This is a genomic window from Oceanobacillus damuensis, assembly GCF_001618145.1.
GTDB classification, from domain to species: Bacteria; Bacillota; Bacilli; order Bacillales; family Amphibacillaceae; genus Oceanobacillus; species Oceanobacillus damuensis.
Genome location: NZ_LQNF01000020.1, coordinates 46,654 through 64,469 on the forward strand (window position 1 = coordinate 46,654; position 17,816 = coordinate 64,469).

The 17,816-nt window shown below is 41.8% G+C and carries 13 protein-coding genes; all 13 read left to right on the forward strand.

Going from position 1 to position 17,816, the window contains the following annotated elements; all coding sequences use genetic code 11:
- Window positions 1-123 precede the first annotated feature (123 nt).
- The 13 genes from A4245_RS13035 (at window position 124) to A4245_RS13095 (ending at window position 17,687) form a co-directional block, all read left to right on the forward strand.
- A complete protein-coding gene (locus A4245_RS13035) occupies window positions 124-3,234 on the forward strand; it encodes a S8 family serine peptidase (RefSeq protein WP_067728607.1) in 3,111 nt (1,036 codons plus the stop codon).
- 209 nt (window positions 3,235-3,443) lie between these two features.
- Window positions 3,444-4,811 (forward strand): MmgE/PrpD family protein, encoded by a 1,368-nt coding sequence (locus A4245_RS13040; protein WP_067728611.1) that lies wholly within the window; start codon window positions 3,444-3,446, stop codon window positions 4,809-4,811.
- Between the two features lie 39 nt (window positions 4,812-4,850).
- Window positions 4,851-5,516 (forward strand): GntR family transcriptional regulator, encoded by a 666-nt coding sequence (locus A4245_RS13045; RefSeq protein WP_067728613.1) that lies wholly within the window; start codon window positions 4,851-4,853, stop codon window positions 5,514-5,516.
- A gap of 243 nt (window positions 5,517-5,759) precedes the next feature.
- Window positions 5,760-6,611: an HpcH/HpaI aldolase/citrate lyase family protein gene (locus A4245_RS13050; RefSeq protein WP_067728615.1), complete on the forward strand. Its 852-nt coding sequence runs from the start codon at window positions 5,760-5,762 to the stop codon at window positions 6,609-6,611.
- 21 nt (window positions 6,612-6,632) lie between these two features.
- The gene (locus tag A4245_RS13055; protein WP_067728617.1) at window positions 6,633-7,790 is read left to right on the forward strand and encodes a CaiB/BaiF CoA transferase family protein; all 1,158 of its coding nucleotides are present in this window, start codon (window positions 6,633-6,635) and stop codon (window positions 7,788-7,790) included.
- Between the two features lie 10 nt (window positions 7,791-7,800).
- Window positions 7,801-8,325 (forward strand): MaoC family dehydratase, encoded by a 525-nt coding sequence (locus A4245_RS13060; protein ID WP_067728619.1) that lies wholly within the window; start codon window positions 7,801-7,803, stop codon window positions 8,323-8,325.
- 14 nt (window positions 8,326-8,339) lie between these two features.
- Window positions 8,340-9,182: a fumarate hydratase gene (locus tag A4245_RS13065; protein ID WP_067728621.1), complete on the forward strand. Its 843-nt coding sequence runs from the start codon at window positions 8,340-8,342 to the stop codon at window positions 9,180-9,182.
- 11 nt (window positions 9,183-9,193) lie between these two features.
- The gene (locus tag A4245_RS13070; RefSeq protein WP_067728623.1) at window positions 9,194-9,748 is read left to right on the forward strand and encodes a Fe-S-containing hydro-lyase; all 555 of its coding nucleotides are present in this window, start codon (window positions 9,194-9,196) and stop codon (window positions 9,746-9,748) included.
- A gap of 42 nt (window positions 9,749-9,790) precedes the next feature.
- A complete protein-coding gene (locus tag A4245_RS13075) occupies window positions 9,791-10,990 on the forward strand; it encodes an acyl-CoA dehydrogenase family protein (RefSeq protein WP_084268792.1) in 1,200 nt (399 codons plus the stop codon).
- Window positions 10,991-11,042: 52 nt separating this feature from the next.
- Entirely contained in the window at window positions 11,043-12,083 is a 1,041-nt protein-coding gene (locus tag A4245_RS13080) for a TAXI family TRAP transporter solute-binding subunit (RefSeq protein ID WP_067728625.1), read from the forward strand.
- 95 nt (window positions 12,084-12,178) lie between these two features.
- The gene (locus A4245_RS13085; RefSeq protein WP_067728627.1) at window positions 12,179-14,206 is read left to right on the forward strand and encodes a TRAP transporter permease; all 2,028 of its coding nucleotides are present in this window, start codon (window positions 12,179-12,181) and stop codon (window positions 14,204-14,206) included.
- Window positions 14,207-14,288: 82 nt separating this feature from the next.
- Complete coding sequence (locus A4245_RS13090) at window positions 14,289-15,716, forward strand: SLC13 family permease (RefSeq protein WP_067728629.1); 1,428 nt, start codon at window positions 14,289-14,291, stop codon at window positions 15,714-15,716.
- A gap of 258 nt (window positions 15,717-15,974) precedes the next feature.
- A complete protein-coding gene (locus A4245_RS13095; protein ID WP_067728631.1) occupies window positions 15,975-17,687 on the forward strand; it encodes a choice-of-anchor I family protein in 1,713 nt (570 codons plus the stop codon).
- Window positions 17,688-17,816 lie beyond the last annotated feature (129 nt).

The following is a 17,816-nucleotide window of genomic DNA, read 5'->3' on the forward strand; positions in this document are numbered from 1 at the left end:
TGTTTTACTGGGAAAATTTTCTATATTATAATAATATATCTGAATATTAAGTCTCATAGAGTTCAGACATAGAATACTTTCTATTCAGGGGAATGCAATCTATTAAAATTTAGGGGGAAGGTTATGCAGAAAAGAGTGGGAGTCTTACTAGTAGCGATTCTATTGGTTTTTAGTAATTTCTCTTTTGCTGGTGCAATGGTAACAAACGCACCACTGCAGAAGAAAGAAAATCTGGTTACTGAAGAGATAAAGGAAACAACAGATCCCAATGAAAAATTGCGGGTTATCGTCGAGATGAATGAAGAAGCTCCAGTAGAGAAAGCGACCAAAAAAGGCGTAAAATATGACAAAATGGAAAAAGCAGAAAAGATGCGGCTAGAAAGAGCGGCAAAAGCTCAGCAGAAAGCAGTTAAAGATCAAATGAAAGGCAAAAAAGTGGAAGCGGAATATCTGGAAGAATTTACGGCGGTAGTGAACGCCTTTAGTGCCGAAGTAAAACAGGGGGATATTGAAGTAATCGAATCCATCCCTGAAGTAAAAGGTGTTTATCCTGTAAACCAATACGAACGCCCGATTGCCGAACCGAATATGAAGTACAGTAAAGAGCTTGTAGAAGCCCAGCAAGCTTGGCGTGACTATGGCTATAAAGGGGAAGGCATGGTAGTCGGAATCATCGATACTGGTATTGACCCTGCCCACCGCGATATGGTTCTTACAGACAATGGTACAGGTGAACTTACGGAAGAAGAAGTGAATCAAATTGTCGGTGAGGAAGAACTTCCAGGCCAGTTTTATACGGAAAAAGTCCCGTATGGCTACAACTATATGGATGATAATGACGAAATCCGTGAAATCCACTCTGCGGCAAACTATCATGGTATGCATGTTGGTGGAACGGTTGCAGCAAATGGTGATGAAGAAAATGGCGGTATTTTAGGGATCGCACCGGAAGCACAACTTTTGGCATTGAAAGTATTCGGAAATGATCCAGAAATGCAGTACACGTATGGCGATATCTATATTAAAGCCATTGATGATGCCATGAAACTTGGAGCAGATGTGCTGAACATGAGCCTTGGTTCAGCATCAGGATTTGTCGATCCAGAATCGCCAGAACAGGTGGCAGTTGCCAATGCAGTGGATAATGGCGTATTAATGTCCATCTCTGCTGGTAACTCTGCATTGTTTGCCGATGGATACTTTTATCCGTATGCATCCAATCCTGATTACGGGGTAAGTGGTTCACCAGGTGTATCCTATGAATCACTGCAAGTAGCTTCTTATGAAAATACGTTTATGGAAGCGGATGCAGTTGAATATGCAATCGATGGAGAAACAGGAGTGGCTGCATTCCTTTCTGCAAGCAGCACACATCCGAATGATATCGAACAGAAATCCTTTGAAGTGGTAGAAGCAGGCCTAGGATATCCAGAAGACTTTGAAGGACTTGATATAGAGGGAAAATATGCCCTAATCCAGCGTGGCGCAATACCTTTCGTTGATAAAACACTCAACGCTCAAGATGCCGGTGCAGCAGGTGTAATCATCTATAACAATACAGATGGTCTGGTAAGCATGGCAACAGATTCAGCAATTACGATTCCACAGCTGTTTATGCTAAAAAGCGATGGTGAAGCACTTGCAGCAGCGATTCAGGATGGACAGGCAGTGACATTGGAATTTGCTGGGGATCAAACAACAATCACCAATCCTGAAGCTGGAAAAATGAGTAGCTTCACCTCATGGGGGTTGACACCAAACCTTGATTTCAAACCGGAAATCACAGCACCGGGCGGACAGATCCTCTCCACACTAAATGATGATCAGTACGGACTGATGAGCGGTACATCAATGGCTGCTCCACACGTTTCAGGTGGTGGTACATTAGTATTGCAACGTGTCGATGAAGAGTTCGGCTATGAAAATGCGGATCGCGTTAACCTGACTAAAAATCTATTGATGAATACTGCAGATCAGGTAGAATTTGATGGGGCGCTCGTATCGCCACGACGCCAAGGTGCCGGTATGATGCAAATTCATGCAGCATTATCAACGCCAGTAGTCGTTACAGAGTCATCAACAAATGAAGCAAAAGTAGCTTTAAAAGAAGTAACCGATAACGAAGTGACATTTGAGCTTACTGCAGAAAATTTTTCCGATGAAGCAGTTACTTATGACGTACAAGCTAATGCGCAGACAGATACCCCGGTTAACGCAGGGATAATGGTAAGTGCCCCGAATTTATTTGGAGCATTAGATTTAGTTGATGTTGCAACCATAAACGGTGAATCTGTAAGCACTGTCGAAGTGCCGGCAAACGGGACAACATCATTCGAAGTAAGCCTCGATGTCAGTGACTGGGATGCTGACCTGAACAGCATATTCACAAACGGATACTGGCTGGAAGGTTTTGTAACGCTGACAGATCCATCTGATACAAATCCAAAACTGACCGTTCCATATGTTGGCTTCAAAGGCGCATGGGACGCTGCACCAATTTTTGATACACCAATGTGGGATCCGAATACGTTTTATGGCATGACAGGCGTAGGGACATCTCTTGGCGGAGACAACTATGGGTTCCTAGGTTATGATGAAGCAGCAGAAGCCTATGATCCTTCGAAAATAGCAATCTCTCCAAATGGAGACGGTGTGCAGGATGATTCACTGTTAATTCTGTCATTCCTGAGAAATGCGAAGGAAGCTAATTTCAATGTCCTCGATGAAAATGAAAACGTCGTTGAGATGATAGCAAACGAGGAGTTTTTGAGAAAAGACTATTACGATTCTGGTAGTGCAAGCTACTATAAACTGGATCCCGATTGGACGTGGGATGGAACAATCGATGGTCAACCGGCCCGAGAAGGACAGTATTACCTCGAGGTGGAAGCGGTAATCGACTTTAAAGGGGCGGAATGGCAGTCATTCCAATTACCGGTATTGGTCGATACCACAGCACCGGTAGTAGAAGCTGAGATTAACCGTGAACAACAAGAGGTTTATTTGCAAGTAACGGATGAAGCTGGAAGCGGAATTGTTTCATGGCAAGTATTTGTGGATGGTGAACCTATTTCCGAAGAGGCGATTATTAATGAATATGAAATGGAACTGACGGATATCCATCCAAGTCAGACTGTAAGGGTACAAGTTATTGACTATGCAGGTAATCTGACAATGGAAACAGTTCAGGGTCCCAAGGGAAAAGGAAAAAGTGAGAAAAAAGGCAATAACTAAGCAAGTTACAAACAGCCGGTGCTCCCAAAAAGTACCGGCTGTTTTTTTTCAAGATGTTCAATATCTTTTTGCTGTACTAATGGGTAAAGAACCAAATTTACTGTATTTAAAAGCAGAGCTGAAAATTTATTTATAATTTTCGGATAAGTCTAGACATTGGCTATTGAATCCAATATACTAAATTTATATATTCATAAAGGAGTGATTCAATGAACCTTAGTGAAAAATTAGCGGATTATATCATACAGACCGATTATGAGGCTCTTCCCGAAGAAGTCATCGAGTTCACAAAGCTGTGCATTCTGGACTATTTCGGTTCAGCGATTGCGGGTTCGACAAAGGAACCAATTAAAAAAATCGATGCGCTCGTAAATGAAATGGGTGGCTCCCCACAGGCGTCTATAATCACCGGTGGCAAGTCTTCCGCCATGCAGGCTGCCTTACTAAATGGTTCTGCAAGTCACATGGTAGAGCAGGACGATATTCATAAAGCGTCCATTATCCACGCAGCAACAGTTGTGATTCCAGCTGCACTCGCTGTTTCTGAATGGAAGAAGTTAACCGGTAAAGAGCTGATCACAGCTGTAATCGCAGGATATGAAGTATGCTATCGAATAGGAGAGGCAGTGACACCATCACACTACTATTACTGGCACAATACTGCGACATGCGGTACTTTTGGAGCAGCAGCGGCAGTAGCCAAACTTTTGAACCTTACAAAGGAACAAATTGTCCATGCATTAGGCAGTGCGGGGACTCAAGCTGCAGGTCTATGGGAATTTATTGAAGATGGAGCAATGTCAAAACAATTGCATCCAGGGAAAGCAGCAATGAATGGTGTAATCAGTGCACTATTAGCCGAAAAAGACTTTACAGCAGCAAGCCAAATATTGGAAGGCAAAAGAGGCTTTTTTGAGGCGATGAGTGAAACCTATGATATATCAAAAGTGACTGAAGGCATTGGTAGTACGTATAAAATTATGGAAAACTCCTTTAAAGTACATGCTTCCTGTCGACATACCCATCATGCGATGGACTTGATGATTGAAGTTTCCAGACAGGCAGATGTAAAAGCTTCTGATATTGAAGTGGTTACAGTTAAGACATACCAAGTTGCGATTGACATTACAGATAATGACAATCCACAAACCGAATATGCTGCTAAATTTAGTTTGCAATATTGTACAGCACTTGCCCTTATAAAAGGGGAAGGTGGACTTCATGCTTTTAATGAAGATAGCTTATGGGATCATGAAATTCGTGATCTGATGAAACGAGTGAAAGTGGAGGTTGGAGCCGATATCCAACAGGCATATCCAGAAAAATGGGGAGCAAAAGTAGAAATCCGTTTAAAAGATGGGGAGATCATTGAAGTTGAAACAGATTTTCCAAGAGGTGACCCGGAGAACCCGGTAACAAAAGCGGATTTACTTGAAAAGTTTCATCGCTTAGCTTTACCTTGGTCTGAAGTGGATCGCGACGGTTTAGCAGGAAAAATTATGGAACTTGAAAGCCAGTCAAACTTAAACGAACTATTTGCAGGAACAGAGGCAACCACGACAAGTAATCATTCATAACAAACGTAGACAGAAACAAACGGGAATGGAGTAATTAATATGGCAGAAGAGATGAATTTACGATTAGGAAACAGAGAAATGCTGCCGAATTCGGTGAGCAGTATTTTACGGCAAGCCATTCTGAAGGGTGTTTTTAAACCTGGAGAAAGACTTGTTCAAACAGAACTCGCAGAACAAATTGGCGTCAGCAGAATGCCAGTACGGGAAGCATTAAAAACACTGGAATTAGAGGGACTCGTTACATTGGAACCTCATAAGGGGGCTGTGGTAAGGTCCATAACTGTTGAGGATGTTGAAGAAATATATGAATTGCGTTCTGTAATTGAATCGCTCGTGTTGAAAAAAAGCATTCCGAATTTAAATGAGGAAAATGTTAGAGCTTTAAACGAAATGCATATTCAAATGTTAAAGACAACAGATAAAGAAACATATGTGGATTTGAATCGTCGTTTTCACTCTTTGTTATATAGTGGATGTGATAGTGATCGACTAAAAAGTTTCATGGAGACGATTTCCCATGGGCTCGCACAAGATACGCCCCATATTATTCCCGGGCAGATAGAGAAATCAAATATGGAACACGAAAAAATTCTGGAAGCAATAAGCAGCAAGAATATTAAAAAGGCAAGGGAAGAACTGGAGTACCATATAAAAAGAACAGGCAAGGAACTAATCAAGTTTATGAAGGAAGAAAACAAGGGTTAGAACGCTACTTTCATAAACTGATCGCATGTAATTTATTCAGAAAAAATAAAACAAATAAATTAATTGAAATATTTAGTTTACAAATTAATGTGAATCTATTAAGATAATATTGTATCCAATCTACAATATCCATTATTAGGGGGACGTGTTAAAAACCCCTCCCATAGACAAGTAAAATGCATAAACCTTTCTTGCTTCCATATGTGCAACTGGCATTTCAAGTTTTCAAAAAGGAGGTCTTCCATGAATCGAACATGGATTTTCATACCTGGAAATCAAACGAAACATATCGATAAAGCACCGACACTGTCAGCAGATAACATTATTTTTGATCTAGAAGACAGTGTGGCTTCTGAAGAAAAAGAAGGGGCACGTCATAAAATTAAAAAAGCGATTAATGAATTAGAAACAAAGGCAAGGAAATTTGTCCGTGTAAACGAGATAAACAGTCCATACTTCCTGGATGACATCTCAGCTGTTGTATCGCAAAAGCTGGATGGTCTGGTCATTCCTAAAGTGAATGGTAAAGAGGATATTCAGCTTGTGGACTACTTGATAGCACAGTTCGAAGCAAGGAATGACGTAAAGGCTGGTAGCATTTCGCTAATCCCCTTGATTGAAACCGGAAAAGGTATGCATCATGCATATGAAATTGCCAAAGCGAGTGACCGAATTGAAGCACTGGCATTCGGAGCGGAAGACTTCATGCTGGATATGAGTATTCCTAAAGACGAAGGGAATGCACTTCTGATGGCACGCTCGAATCTGGTAATGTTCTCAAACGCAGCAGGGATTCAGCCGCCGATTGATGGGGTGTATACAGATATCCATCATCAGGATGGACTTCAAAAGGCTACGAATGTAGCAAAAAGTCTAGGGTTTCAAGGAAAACTGATTATCCACCCAAAACAGTTGGAAGCTGTAAACAATATATTTTTACCTACCGAATCAGAGCTACGTAAAGCAAGAAAAATTGTCGAAGCATACGAAGCATCGCAGCAGAATGGGATTGGGGCCATTCAGGTAGATGGAAAGATGATTGACGTCCCTGTGGCAGAGCGTGCCAAAAGATTACTAGAAAATGTAAGCGTTTAAATATAGTGGAGGAGGGATCGTTTGTTACCTTTAGAAGGAGTGACAGTCGTATCTTTAGAGCAAGCCATTGCCGTGCCATTTGCAACAAGGCAGCTTGCGGACTTAGGTGCACGCGTAATTAAAGTCGAACGACCAGGTGCTGGAGACTTTGCAAGAGATTATGATACAACGGTCAACGGGTTATCCAGTCACTTTGTATGGTGTAACAGATCAAAAGAATCGATTGCATTGGATCTGAAATCAGAGGATGGCAAAAGAGCATTGCGTCGTTTGCTGGAAAAGGCAGATGTATTCGTACAAAACTTGGCACCTGGGGCATTAGAAAGAATGGGGTTTATACCAGAAGAGTTAGTTGAAAAACATCCCAAATTAATTGTCTGCAGCCTTTCTGGATATGGAAAGGGTGGACCATACGAACAGAAGAAAGCGTATGATCTCCTTGTCCAATGTGAAGCAGGTCTCGTATCCATCACCGGAACAGAAGAAACACCATCAAAAGCTGGAATTTCCATTGCAGATATTGCAGCAGGGATGTACACCTACACTGGAATATTAACGGCAATCATGAATCGTTCAAAAACTGGTAAAGGAACAGTCATGGAAGTTTCCATGCTTGAAGCATTAGGAGAGTGGATGGGTTACCCAGCCTATTATGCGGCATATGGAGGAAACGAACCAAAGCGTGCAGGTGCAAGTCATTCGACCATCTATCCATATGGACCATTTCAATGTGGAGATGGAAAAACCGTATTCATTGGTCTGCAGAATGAAAGGGAATGGAAACATTTTTGCGAGAACGTACTAAAAAATCCATCCCTTGCAACAGATTCTCGTTTTGAAAGTAATTCCAAGCGTTCTGAAAACCGCCGGGAACTAAAACAGATAATAGAAGCACAATTCGCTTCACTCACATCTGATGAAGTCATCGAGAGAGTAGAATCTTCTAAAATCGCAAATGCGCGTTTAAACACGATGAAAGACTTTTTCGACCATCCTCAATTAAAAGCAAGAAACCGTTGGAAGAAAATTGCTACGCCAGCAGGTGAAATTCAGGCACTCAAGCCTCCTGTAACAATGGCAGGCGTTGAGAATGTAATGAATCCTGTACCAGCACTTGGAGAGCACACAAATCAAATTTTAAAAGAAATAGGTATGGAAGTAAGTACCATAAACAAATAGGAGGAAAATGATGAGTATTCGAGAAGGCTGGGTAGGCCGTTTTTATGAGGATTTTGAAATGGGAGATATATATTCGCATCCACTAGGAAGAACGGTTACGAAGACGGATAACATCTATATGACACTGCTGACACAAAATACCAATCCAATACACTTTGACAGTTATTATTCAGAGCAGACCGAATTCGGGCAGCCATTAGTGGATTCGACGTTCACAATTGCACTTGTTACCGGGCAGTCTGTTTCAGATCTATCACAAAATGCGATGGCAAACCTTGGCTGGGATGAGGTTCGATTGCCAAATCCTGTATTTGAAGGGGATACCATTTACTCTTATTCAGAGGTATTGGAAAAACGGGAATCCAAATCACGACCAATCGTTGGGATTGTAAAAGTAAAGACATCTGGCTATAACCAAAAAGGAGATATAGTCATAACGTTTAAACGTACATTCATGATTTATAAAAAGGATCATGCACCAAAAGAAAAAAATACATTACTTGAAAAAGTGCTTGAGAAAGAAAATTCAAGGTAAGTGAGGATGGTGGCATGAAACAAATAACCTACGAAAAGATCGTCGAGGAAGTGGCAAGGCTTTGCCAGGAAGCTAACTATGACCTTGGTCAAGATGTGATCCAGGCATTTGAGGATTCTGTGAAAACAGAAACATCTGAGGCTGGGAAAAGTATTCTGAATCAGTTAATTGACAATGCAAATATTGCGACCGCAAACAGGGTGCCAATGTGTCAGGATACAGGTGTATCGGTATTTATCGTTAAACTCGGTCAGGATTGTCATATCACTGGCGGCTCCCTTCAGGATGCAATTAACGAGGGAGTAAGAACAGGGTATGAAGAAGGTTATTTAAGATACTCGATTGTTGATGACCCAATCAATCGCAAAAATACAGGTGACAACACACCATCCGTAATCCATGTTGAATTAGTGGAAGGTGAAGATTTAGAAATACAAATGACCGCTAAAGGCGGTGGTGCGGAGAATATGAGCGCACTGAAAATGCTCACTCCAAGCGATGGGTTGGAAGGGGTTAAGGAGTTCATCTTAAACACGGTGAGGGAAGCTGGGCCAAACGCATGTCCACCACTTGTCGTTGGGGTGGGTATTGGAGGAAACTTTGAGTCCTGTGCATACTTAGCAAAAAAATCTCTCTTCCGTCCAGTTGGTGAAAGGCATGTGCAGCCTGATATAGCAGCATTGGAAGAAGAAATGATCATAGAGATAAATAAATTGGGAATCGGGCCACAAGGAATGGGTGGGACCACGACAGCACTGGATATCAAGATTGAAACAGCCCCATGCCATATTGCAGCATTACCTGTAGCGGTCAATCTGAACTGTCATGCCAGCCGTCATAAGCATGTGAGATTGTAAGGAGGTCTAACATGGCTCAACATTATATACGTGTCCCTTTTGAAGATGGGGTGGAACTGGAATTACGTGCTGGCGATCAAGTATTTTTAACTGGAACGATTTTTACGGCAAGGGATGCCGCCCATAAGCGGATGGTAGAACAGCTGGAAAAAGGGGAAGCACTCCCGATTGATCTAACAAACCAAGCGATATACTACGTCGGTCCAACGCCAGCGAAGCCGGGGGCGGTTATTGGATCTGCCGGTCCGACAACAAGCAGCCGGATGGATAAATATACACCAAGACTTCTGCAGGAAGGCTTAAAAGGAATGATTGGTAAAGGGTATCGAAGCAAGAAGGTCATTGACTCGATTGCCGAAAATAACGCCGTCTATTTCGCTGCGATTGGTGGATCAGGAGCGCTTCTTGCCCAAAAGATAAAATCCTCGGAGCTTATTGCATATGAAGACCTTGGAACAGAGGCAATACGTAAAATAGAAGTGGAAAATTTCCCTTGTATTGTGGTGAATGATCATAAAGGAGGAGATTGGTATAAGGAATCACAAGCAAACTTCAAGCAAAGTTAATAATTGGGCTATAAAAATCATATAAAGGTAGGGAGAGGTATCATGAATAGACTGCAACCTGTAAAGGGACCAATTACATTAAGTGAGGAAGAAAGAGAAGGGTTGAGACAAGAAATCCGAGCATTGTGTAATTCCTTTGGTAATGACTATTGGAGACGACTCGATCCGGGCCGAGAATATCCCCATGGGTTTGTTGACGCGTTAACCGAAGCTGGTTATTTATCTGTACTCATTCCTGAAGAATATGGTGGAAAAGGCTATGGACTGACAGAAGCAACAATCATCTTAGAAGAAATTCACCGTTCTGGAGGACACGCAGCAGCATGTCACGCACAGATGTATACGATGGGATCGCTTTTACGGCACGGAAGTGAAGAGCAAAAGCAAAAATATTTACCTGGCATTGCCAACGGAGAGATTCGATTACAGGCATTTTCCATAACAGAGCCCGATGCCGGCTCCAATACAACAGCAATCAGCACATTTGCGGAAAATACAAAGAGTGGCTATGTTGTAAATGGTCATAAAAACTGGACAAGCCGAATTCAACAATCCGATTTATTATTGCTGCTGGCACGTACAACACCTTTTGAAGAAGTGGAGAAAAAATCCCAAGGTATTACATTATTCCTCGTAGATTTACGTGAGATTCGCAAAAATCAACCCGACTCATTGGTTGTCGAACCCGTTCGTACGATGTTTAACTATGCTACAAATAAGATTTGGTACAAAGATATGGAAATACCTGAAGACAGTGTTATTGGGGAAGAAGGAAAAGGATTTAAATATGTATTGGACGGAATGAATGCCGAACGGATTCTGCTTGCAGCTGAAACAATCGGAGACGGATATTTCTTTATCGACCGTGCAGTTGAGTATGCAAGCAACCGGGAAGTTTTTAATCGGAAAATTGGTCAAAATCAAGGGGTACAATTTCCGATTGCACAAGCCTATACAAAAGTAAAAGCGGCAGATCTCCTGCGCTACGAAGCTGCGAAAAAGTTTGATACAGGCGAAAATTGTGGAGAAGAAGCAAACACTGCAAAGTTTCTATCCAGCGAAGCAAGCTGGGAAGCAGGGAATGCCTGTATAAATACGTATGGCGGAAACGGATTTGTCGATCAGTATGATATTGAACGTAAATTTCGCGAAACCCGCATGTATCAGGTTGCACCTGTAAACAACAATTTAATCTTATCCTACATTGGGGAGCATGTGCTAAAAATGCCACGTTCCTATTAATGAAAGCGTTTAAATAAAAATATTGATTTAAATTTTACGAGGAGGAAAGACGATGAAAAAATATTGGTTTCTTATAATGGCAGCACTTTTTCTAGGGTTACTTACGGCATGTGGCGGTGGAGATGAAAATTCTTCCGATGCTGAATCAGGAGATTTCCAAGAAGATGAATACCCAAGCACAGTCACAATCGGAACAGCATCACAAGGTGGAACCTATTATATTTGGGGTGGCGGCTTTGCGAACATGCTGGAAGAACATTTAGATATCACATCCAATGTTGAAGTAACAGGGGGACCTGTCCACAATATCCAATTGCTTGACCAAGGTGATATCCAATTAGGAATGGTGACGGAAGGGCCGCTTTACGAGGGATATAATGCATCAGGAGACTGGGCAGAGAAGGAATATAAAGACATTCGAGTGATTTTCCCGATGTACAACACACCTTTTAACTGGTGGTCACTGGCATCTACAGGTGTTACAAGTATCGAAGAACATGAAGGAGAACGTGTTGGTGTAGGGCCTTCCGGTGGGACTCCTGGAACATATAACCCACTTATTTATAAAACATTAGGGATTGAAACAGGAGACCAGGTGCAAGCGGGTGCGAGTGATATGGTTTCGCAAATGCTCGATGGTCAATTAAAACATATCGGATTCTCAGCGGGTATTCCAATATCGGCAGTAGTTGAAGTTGAAACACAAGAAGACATCAATATTTACGGGATTGACGGCGAAAACCGCGATAAGGTAATCGAAGAGCTTCCATATTTCCAGGAATTTGTGATTCCTGATGGAACGTACCAGCAGCAAGAGGGCGATATCGAAACGATTGCACAATTTAACTTTGGTGTGGTCCAAAAAGAAGCAAATACCGACTTTGTATATGACTTTGTGAAAATGTACCACGAAAATATTGATCAAATGATTAACACACATGCATCTGCTGAAGAAGCGAAAGATCCAGAAGCGATATTGAAAAATACCCAGTTCCCATTGCACCCAGGGGCAATCCGTTACTACGAGGAAATAGGCATTGATATTCCTGAAGAATTATATCCAGAAGAGTATGAAGCGGAAGCAAGCGAGTAAGCGTTGCAGATAGAAGGGGGATGTTTCAAAGTTGAATAGATTCTCCTTCAGGAATCTATTCAACTTTAGATTTGATTTCATCGGGAGGATAAAACATGTCGAACAAAGAAAATAACTCCAAAAGAGTGGCTGACAATAATAGGGCAGAAGAACATGTGAAAGAACCGAAAGTGAATAGAGATGGAAAAATTGATACGACAGTGAATGAGGATGCACTGGAAGCGTCACCCAACACTAGAAATCTGTCAGGCTGGATGCGATATACGTTTATGACCATTGCGGTTGTCGGGGCATTGTATCATCTATACATCTTGAATTTAAACCCTATCGATCCATGGATATTCAGAAGTACTCATCTGCTCTTTGGAACGGTACTGGCATTATTGCTCTATAAAGGGTGGAAAACAGATTCGAATAAAATTACTATCCTGGACTGGATTTTTATTTTCGCGGCGATTTTTGTCGGTTATTATATTTATGCCAATTTAAATCAATTGGTTTTCCGCTTTGGTGTAGCACCGACAACAATGGACGTTATTGTAGCAACACTAGGCTTATTGCTGGTATTGGAGATTACTAGAAGAACAAGCGGCTGGATTCTCCCGATTCTAGCGTTCATCTTCTCTGCCTATGTGTTTTTAGGACCTTGGCTGCCAGGTTTTCTGAACCATAATGGATATTCTTTTGAACGCTTTGTAACGTATATCTATGGACTGGACGGGGTGTTCGGTGTAACAACGGATGTATCCTCTAAATACATTATTCTCTTCATTATTTTTGGTGCCTTTCTGCAAATGTCTGGTGTAGGGCAATACTTTATGAATGTAGCCTTCCGGGTGGCAGGTGGAATGCGTGGTGGTCCTGCCAAAGTAGCGGTTTTCTCATCAGGGCTTATGGGAATGATCAATGGTACCTCAGCAGGAAATGTTGTTGCGACTGGTTCTTTAACAATCCCACTGATGAAAAAGACAGGCTATAACCCGCGTTTTGCGGCAGCGACAGAAGCGACAGCGTCCGCAGGTGGTCAGTTATTGCCTCCAATCATGGGTGCGGGTGCCTTTCTTATGGCCGAGATTACGGGAATGCCGTATTCAGAAATCATTTTAGCTGCAACCATTCCCGCGTTGTTATATTTCATTTCCATCTATTTCATGATTGATTTTAAAGCAATCAAAGAGGGACTAAAAGGATTGAAAAGGGAGCAGCTGCCAGACCTGAAATATATCCTGAAAAAGCTTTACCTGTTTATACCGATTTTATTGCTTATCGGACTATTGGTAAGCGGATTTAGCGTCATTTATGCTGGTACAATCGGTATCATTGCATGCTTCGTTATCAGCTTATTCAGTAAAGAAACACGCATGAGTTTCAAAAATATCCTGGAAGCATTGGAACTGGGGATGAAGAATGCTTTGCAGCTAATTGCAATTGTTGCTTGTGCTGGTTTTATCGTAGGCGTAATTGCACTTACAGGGGTAGGCCAACGATTCAGCTCGATGCTGCTTTCCATTGCAGATAATAATATGTTTTTAGCATTGCTGTTTGCGATGGCATTATCCATTATTCTGGGGATGGGAATGCCTACAACTGCCGCATATGCTGTAGCAGCATCTGTTGTCGCTCCTGGATTAGTCGGTATGGGAATGGAGCCAATCCTGGCGCATATGTTTGTATTCTACTATGCAGTAATCTCAGCAATCACGCCACCAGTTGCATTGGCGGCCTTTGCAGCGGCAGGCATAACGGGAACCAATCCGATGAAAACAAGTGTAACAGCATTCCAAATTGGCCTTGCAGCGTTTATCGTTCCATTTATGTTCTTCTACAGTCCGGAATTACTCCTGTTAAGCGATTCTGCGGTTGCGATTGGTCTTGCAGTTGTTACAGCACTTGTAGGTATCTATCTGCTGGCAGCATCTGTACAAGGCTGGTTTTTTGGAAGAAAAGCACCAATCTATGTGCGTGCCATTCTTTTAATAGGAGCACTTTTCTTTATGGTGTCAGGTTTAGCATCTGATTTTGCAGGGATTACAGTTATTATCATCGCAATGGTCATCCAAAAGTTTTTGAAGAAATCGGATCCTCCTCAAAATGTGACACAGCAAGAAGTCAGTTCGATGTAGATTCAGGAATACAGCATAATTTAATTGTGCTGTATTTCCATTTATATGCGTATGTATCATATTGCTGAAGAAGGTTATGAAAATGTATAGAAGGAAAAAGCTAAAAAAATTAATTTCCAATCAAATGGTTATCATGCTCTGCGCCACAATTCTGTTGATTTCCATTATCTATTTTTTGCCGGAGCAAGTGAGCTGGGGAGCGAGAACGACAATCGGAATTATGATGTTTGGTCTTATTTTATGGGCATTTGTGCCAATACCGATTGGCATGACTTCACTGCTTGTCCTCGTATTATTGATCTTATTGCAATCTGTAGAGATGGAAGTGGCACTTAGCGGATTTGCATCACCGGCAGTACTTCTGATTATTGCAGGAATGATGATAGCAACAGGCGTCAATCAGACAAATTTAATGGACCGCCTTACATATCGTTTACTGTCAAAATGGGGGAAATCCGCCAAAGGAATCTTTCTCTCGCTATTTTCACTAATGCAAGTGCAAGCATTTTTTATCCCTTCCACTGCCGTAAGAACATCACTGATGATGCCACTTGTTTCTTCTGCACTGGATGCAGTCGGTGCAAAAAAAGAAACCAATTTCAGCAAATTGCTGCTCCTCAGTACAGCTTTCGGAGGGAATGTCAGTGGTGTTGCTATCTTGACAGCTGCAGTTGGAAATATATTGACGGTAGAGATTCTCCGGCTATATTTGGGTACAACCCTTACCTATGTACAATGGTTTATATATGCATTACCGATATGGTTATTGCTGATGCTCGTTGTCCCAATTATTTTATGGAAACTATTCCCGCCAGAGAGTTTTTCATTTAATATGCTTCAAAAAGAGATGGACGAAAATTTGCAAAAGATAGGACCGTATACAATAGAGGACAAGAAATGCTTGGGAATTCTCGGATTTACGATTTTGATATGGGTCACAGAGCCATTCCATGGATATCACCCTACATTCGGAGCATTACTAGCGGTTGTTTTAATGACAATGCCTGGCATCGGATTTGTGCAATGGAAAAAAATGATCGATGTGAATTTTGATATGGTGCTATTGATTGGCGCTACCTTATCCTTAGGATTTGCACTGATTGAGTCAGGTGCAATCGATCTCCTGGAGGTTCTCGTGACACCTGATTTTGTGTTAGAAGTCTTTTCCAACCCTTGGCTGGCAATTCCAATGGCAGTCATTGTTTCCCAAATCTACCATTTAGGAGTAACCAACGTATCAACTGCAGTTGTAACAATCATGCCCGTGCTAATCAGTCTATCGCAACAAGCTGGTCTTGACCCAGTAGTTATAAGCTTCGCGGCATCCGTGACTATTCTGCTTGGTTATATTCTTATCGTAGAAACCATGTCAAATGTGGTTGTCTATAGCAGTGGTAAAATCAGTCAGCGAGACTTCTTATTACCGGGAATATATTCAACGATAGCAAGCACAGTTATTACAATACTCGTTGCTTTCACTTGGTGGAGATGGCTTGGATTTTGGCCGTAACATATAGTTGGTGCGAAACTGGAATTAGGCACTCCCAAACTAAGCTAAGGCGCTCAACCTAGGTCTTCCAAAATCGAACTAAGAGATTGAAAACTGAACTAGGGGTCAGCCCCAGCCACTAAGCGATCTCTGAAAAGCAGCATAGACGTTCAACCTATCAATGTTCTTAATCAAAAAATTACAAAAACACAACAACCAGTTTACATCCCTCCTGTAACATTACTATTAAATACCATAGAAAATAGGAGGGATTACATAATGACGTTTAAAAAGAAGATCATTACGGGCGCTACAGCAACTGTTCTATTTACAGGTACCATCCCATTCAACGTCTTTGCGGAACAACCACCTCTTTTTCAATTTTCCGGTGAGGATTTGACAGCTTCACAGGTAGGACAATATGATAGCGGCCTGGGTGAAGGCGGTACGGAAATCATGGCCTATGATCCTGAATTGCAGCGGGCTTTCGTTACAAATGGGGCAGCAGCTGGATTTGATATTCTATCATTTAAAAAGCTTAAATCTGGTAAATTCTCTGAAGTTACATCTGAAAAACGTATTTTACTGGAGAACTTCGGGATTGAGGGGATTGACGATATTACAAGTATCGCATCACATCCATACAAGGATTTGATAGCAATTTCCGTAGTCAGCAATCCGAAAACAGACCCAGGCTACATCGTATTTGCTACAAAAGATGGAGAATATGTAAACCATGTACAAGTTGGCTCATTACCTGACATGGTCACATTTACCCCGGATGGTACAAAAGCAGTTGTCGCAAACGAAGGGGAACCTGACGAAGATTACTCTGTGGACCCGGAAGGCTCGATTTCCATAATCGATGTAACAGGTGATCCAGCTGAGTTTACAGCTAACAACCTGACCTTTGAGGGGGTGGAACTGGATGACAAAGTAAGGATCGGCTCAGAAGGGACAACTTTACAGCAGCTGGAACCGGAATATGCAGCTGTTACCGATGACAGTACAACAGCATACATATCTCTGCAGGAAAACAATGCCATTGCAACGGTAGATTTGGTAAATGAAGAAATCCTCGATGTGAAAGGCTTGGGCGTGAAAGATCATTCCGTTCCGGGAAATGAACTGGATGCAAAAGACAATAATGAAACAAAAATTGAAAAACAGCCACTTCTAGGCTTCTATATGCCTGATGCCATCGATACATTCACCGCAGATGGCAAAACATACATCCTGACGCCAAACGAAGGGGATGCACGTGATTATGATGCATACTCGGAAGAAGCGAGCATCAAGGATATAAAAGGCCAGATCCAGCTGAATGCCGACCACTATGAAGGATATACACAGAAAGAGCTTGATGAGGCTGTTGCAGGTGGGCTTCTGGATGAGCTGGGCAAAACAGATATTACATTGGAAGACGGTAAAAATGATGAAGGCATTTATGAATCACTGCACACATACGGCGGTCGCAGCTTTTCTATTTTTGACGCGGATACGGTGGAGCTTGTTTATGACAGTGGCAGTGATTTTGAAAAAATTACAGCAGAAGCACTTCCCGAGCACTTCAATACAAATAATGATGAATTGAAATATGATGGCAGAAGTGATGCCAAGGGACCCGAGCCGGAAACTGTCGTAAGCGGTGAGATTGATGGGACAACCTATGCATTTATAGCACTGGAACGTTTTAGCGGGATCATGGTTTACGATCTGTCAAACCCACTTAGCCCAGAGTTCAAGAAATTAATTTCCAGTCGCGACTTTAGTGAAGACGTGAAAGGGGATGTCTCTCCAGAAGGTCTGCAATTCATTGGAGCAAAACAAAGCCCTACTGGAAATGCTCTGCTTGCGACAACACATGAAGTTTCAGGGACAGTTGCTGTTTACGAGTTTAACGGTAAAATAAAAGGGTCTTCCGAATGGAATCAGAGTGACAACAAGCATCACAAAAATGGAAAAAATAAGCTTACTCCAATTGAACAGTAAGGCGAAAACAGGTCCAGCCATCAGGTTGGACCTGTTTTTCCTTAATTTACAAAGTTCATACGTTAAATTCACTTGGACTTAATAATTTTTGTCTATAATATATAATAAAAAGGTATATGATTCTCCTAA

What these genes read in the sequence shown, in the direction of transcription:
- A4245_RS13040 (WP_067728611.1), top strand. Translation starts at nt 3,444, where the DNA reads ATGAACCTTAGTGAAAAATTAGCGGATTATATCATACAGACCGATTAT.
- A4245_RS13050 (WP_067728615.1), top strand. Translation starts at nt 5,760, where the DNA reads ATGAATCGAACATGGATTTTCATACCTGGAAATCAAACGAAACATATC.
- A4245_RS13075 (WP_084268792.1), top strand. Translation starts at nt 9,791, where the DNA reads ATGAATAGACTGCAACCTGTAAAGGGACCAATTACATTAAGTGAGGAA.
- A4245_RS13090 (WP_067728629.1), top strand. Translation starts at nt 14,289, where the DNA reads ATGTATAGAAGGAAAAAGCTAAAAAAATTAATTTCCAATCAAATGGTT.
- A4245_RS13035 (WP_067728607.1), top strand. Translation starts at nt 124, where the DNA reads ATGCAGAAAAGAGTGGGAGTCTTACTAGTAGCGATTCTATTGGTTTTT.
- A4245_RS13070 (WP_067728623.1), top strand. Translation starts at nt 9,194, where the DNA reads ATGGCTCAACATTATATACGTGTCCCTTTTGAAGATGGGGTGGAACTG.
- A4245_RS13045 (WP_067728613.1), top strand. Translation starts at nt 4,851, where the DNA reads ATGGCAGAAGAGATGAATTTACGATTAGGAAACAGAGAAATGCTGCCG.
- A4245_RS13080 (WP_067728625.1), top strand. Translation starts at nt 11,043, where the DNA reads ATGAAAAAATATTGGTTTCTTATAATGGCAGCACTTTTTCTAGGGTTA.
- A4245_RS13060 (WP_067728619.1), top strand. Translation starts at nt 7,801, where the DNA reads ATGAGTATTCGAGAAGGCTGGGTAGGCCGTTTTTATGAGGATTTTGAA.
- A4245_RS13085 (WP_067728627.1), top strand. Translation starts at nt 12,179, where the DNA reads ATGTCGAACAAAGAAAATAACTCCAAAAGAGTGGCTGACAATAATAGG.
- A4245_RS13095 (WP_067728631.1), top strand. Translation starts at nt 15,975, where the DNA reads ATGACGTTTAAAAAGAAGATCATTACGGGCGCTACAGCAACTGTTCTA.
- A4245_RS13065 (WP_067728621.1), top strand. Translation starts at nt 8,340, where the DNA reads ATGAAACAAATAACCTACGAAAAGATCGTCGAGGAAGTGGCAAGGCTT.